The sequence below is a fragment of the Neochlamydia sp. TUME1 genome, assembly GCF_000813645.1.
GTDB lineage: Bacteria > Chlamydiota > Chlamydiia > Chlamydiales > Parachlamydiaceae > Neochlamydia.
Genome location: NZ_JRXI01000222.1, coordinates 1 through 2336, shown reverse-complemented (window position 1 = coordinate 2336; position 2336 = coordinate 1). Strand labels below are relative to the sequence as shown.

The 2336-nt window shown below is 37.0% G+C and carries 2 protein-coding genes and 3 pseudogenes; 2 read left to right on the top strand and 3 right to left on the bottom strand.

The genetic code is table 11. The features are described from left to right. Positions 1-108: 108 nt before the first annotated feature. Both DB41_RS13125 and DB41_RS12005 read left to right on the top strand, forming a co-directional pair. Positions 109-416: pseudogene (locus tag DB41_RS13125) on the top strand (IS630 transposase-related protein). Then, positions 407-880 (top strand): annotated as a pseudogene (locus tag DB41_RS12005) (transposase); the annotation flags it as partial. The pseudogenes DB41_RS13125 and DB41_RS12005, both read left to right, overlap by 10 nt. A gap of 13 nt (positions 881-893) precedes the next feature. On the opposite strand, the pseudogene DB41_RS10185 reads toward DB41_RS12005, so the two are convergent. The 3 genes and pseudogenes from DB41_RS10185 to DB41_RS10175 form a co-directional block, all read right to left on the bottom strand. Next, positions 894-1571: pseudogene (locus tag DB41_RS10185) on the bottom strand (transposase); the annotation flags it as partial. 24 nt (positions 1572-1595) lie between these two features. Further along, positions 1596-1991 carry a transposase gene (locus DB41_RS10180; RefSeq protein ID WP_080502517.1) on the bottom strand — a complete coding sequence of 132 codons (396 nt, stop codon included), beginning with the start codon at positions 1989-1991 and terminating at the stop codon, positions 1596-1598. Positions 1992-1994: 3 nt separating this feature from the next. Further along, positions 1995-2180 carry a hypothetical protein gene (locus DB41_RS10175; protein WP_039386966.1) on the bottom strand — a complete coding sequence of 62 codons (186 nt, stop codon included), beginning with the start codon at positions 2178-2180 and terminating at the stop codon, positions 1995-1997. Between the last annotated feature and the right edge of the window lie 156 nt (positions 2181-2336).

Sequence of the window (2336 nt, the reverse complement as noted above, 5' to 3'; positions counted from 1 at the left end):
ATAGTATAGTTATTTAAATTCTATTTTTCTGAGGATATATGTATAATTAATTGGCATGGTATATTCACACGATTTAAGAAAAAAAGCTTTGTATTATATGGCGGCTCAATGGCCACCGCTAGTCATGTTTTTGGCGTAACAGTTCGCACGTTAACGAACTGGATTAAGCGGAAAGAACGAGGCTATCTAGCTCCTAAAAAAAGACGGCAGAGCCCCAGTAAAATTGATAGTGAAAAGCTAAAATTGTATATAAGCCAAGCTCCCGATGCATACCTTAGGAAATAGCTGAGGCATTCGGAGTGACAATAGCTGCAGTTTTTTATGCCTGTAAAAGACTGAAAATCACTTTAAAAAAAAGACACCCTTCTACAAGGAAAGAGATGAGAATAAACGAGAGGAGTTTAGACAAAAGCTAGAAAGCATTTCGGAAGAAAATAGGATTTACATAGATGAGAGCGGGATAAATGCCTACTTACAGCGCCAACATGCAAGATCACTTATAGGAGAAAAGATTTATGGTGCTATAGCAGGCCGTTCATTTGCTAGAGAAAGCTTCATAGCAGCTAAACAGAAGTCTAAAATTTTAGCTCCTTTTTGTTATACAGGTACTTGTAATTCACTCTTATTTAACTTTTGGCTAGAAAAAATATTGATACCCGAACTTAAAACAGGGCAGGTCCTGATTATGGATAATGCTACCTTCTATAAATCGCAAGCCACTCATGAGCTTATCAAAAAAGCAGGGTGTGAGATTTTATTTTTACCGCCATATTCTCCCGATTTAAACCCTATTGAAACCTTTTGGGCTAATTTTAAGAAGATCGTGGCAGCAAACTTAAGTAGTACTACTTCGTTAGGTTTAAGAGGTATCAAAAAATAACCTTTTAGATGAGTCATGAATAGCTTGGCAAAAAGGGCAAATGGTAATGTAAAATAAGCTGTTGATTAATCTTCTTACTTGAGGCAGAGTCATTGAGATTTTTTTTATCTTTTGCCTGGTATTTCAGTAAGGTTAAGAAGCTATAAGCCATAAAACATAACGTCAGATGATGATGGAGTCCTAGCCATGACCGTCCCTCAAAGTGATCTAATCCTAGCTCCTCTTTCATCTGCTGATAACCTTGCTCGATTTTCCATCTTTCATGAATCCATTCTACCATACATGGGAGGGAAGTATCTTTTGAGGCATTGGAAACATAGTATTTATGTTGATCGTTTACTAACTTTTCCATGATTAACCATCTTTCAACCCCTGATCTATAAAATGCCTGTGGGATCGTTTCTTTAGCACGTATAGCCATTACTTCACTACATTTCTTCGATTGAAGGGTAAGTTTTACCTTTTGCCACTTACTTCCTTGCAGTATCAATTTTTTTAACCATTTCTTGGCAGAAAGGGGCTTAAAGTTTCTATCGGCTACTTCTGGATATTTTCTTGGCCTACCTTTAATGTTCTTGGTAGAATTTAAAGGAATATCGATAGGCCAAAAGCTATGGTTTTCAGGAATTTGAGCCACAAAGGTTAGCTGTCTTTTATCTAATTCTCCCAATAACTCTCGTTTTTCTTCATAACCGGCATCAAAAGCAAGCGCTTCTTAGGGAAAATCTTTCTTAAGAATATCATCTAAAAGTTGTAAAGCAAGCTGCCATTTCTTTAAAAACTTGTATCTTGCCTTAGGAACTTTGGCTACCTGCATTCTTTTTTTGCTTTTTGTCCAAGATTGGGGGAGGAATAATGCACCTAGGATAGGAAAATGCTCTTTACCTTTTTCACAGTAATGCCATGTGACGATTGATTGACAATTAGCAATCTTTCCTGAAGCTCCGCAGTACTGCCTGGCTACCCCTACCGAAAACTTTCCCTTCTCGGGTATAGAAGTGTCATCTAGGACCAATACTTTTTTAACACCCATACTTTTAGCCATATGCTTAGCTAATTGTTTCTGTAGCGCTGCATAATCCCAAGGACTTTGATTGGCAAATTGTTGAATAGCTTATTCATTTCCTCCAGGAAGCCTTTTTGCCATAGGCTCGATAGATTTCCTTTCCCCCTCCAATATTAATCCTGCTATGTGCAATCTGTACCAGTGAACTCTTTCTGATCTTCCTAAGTGGGCTTTGAAAGCATTAATCCATTCATCAAGTTGTTCGCGGATGGAATTTAATTGCTCTACGTCCATTACCCCCTCCTTAATTAATAAACCTTACCTACATTAATATCAGAAAGGTACTTAACGAGGTAGTACTAAGTAAGTTTTCTACTCTTGCTCAAACCATCGATTACTCTTTTTTAAGTATATGTCGATGATAAGAAATATAAAATTTAAACCACTATA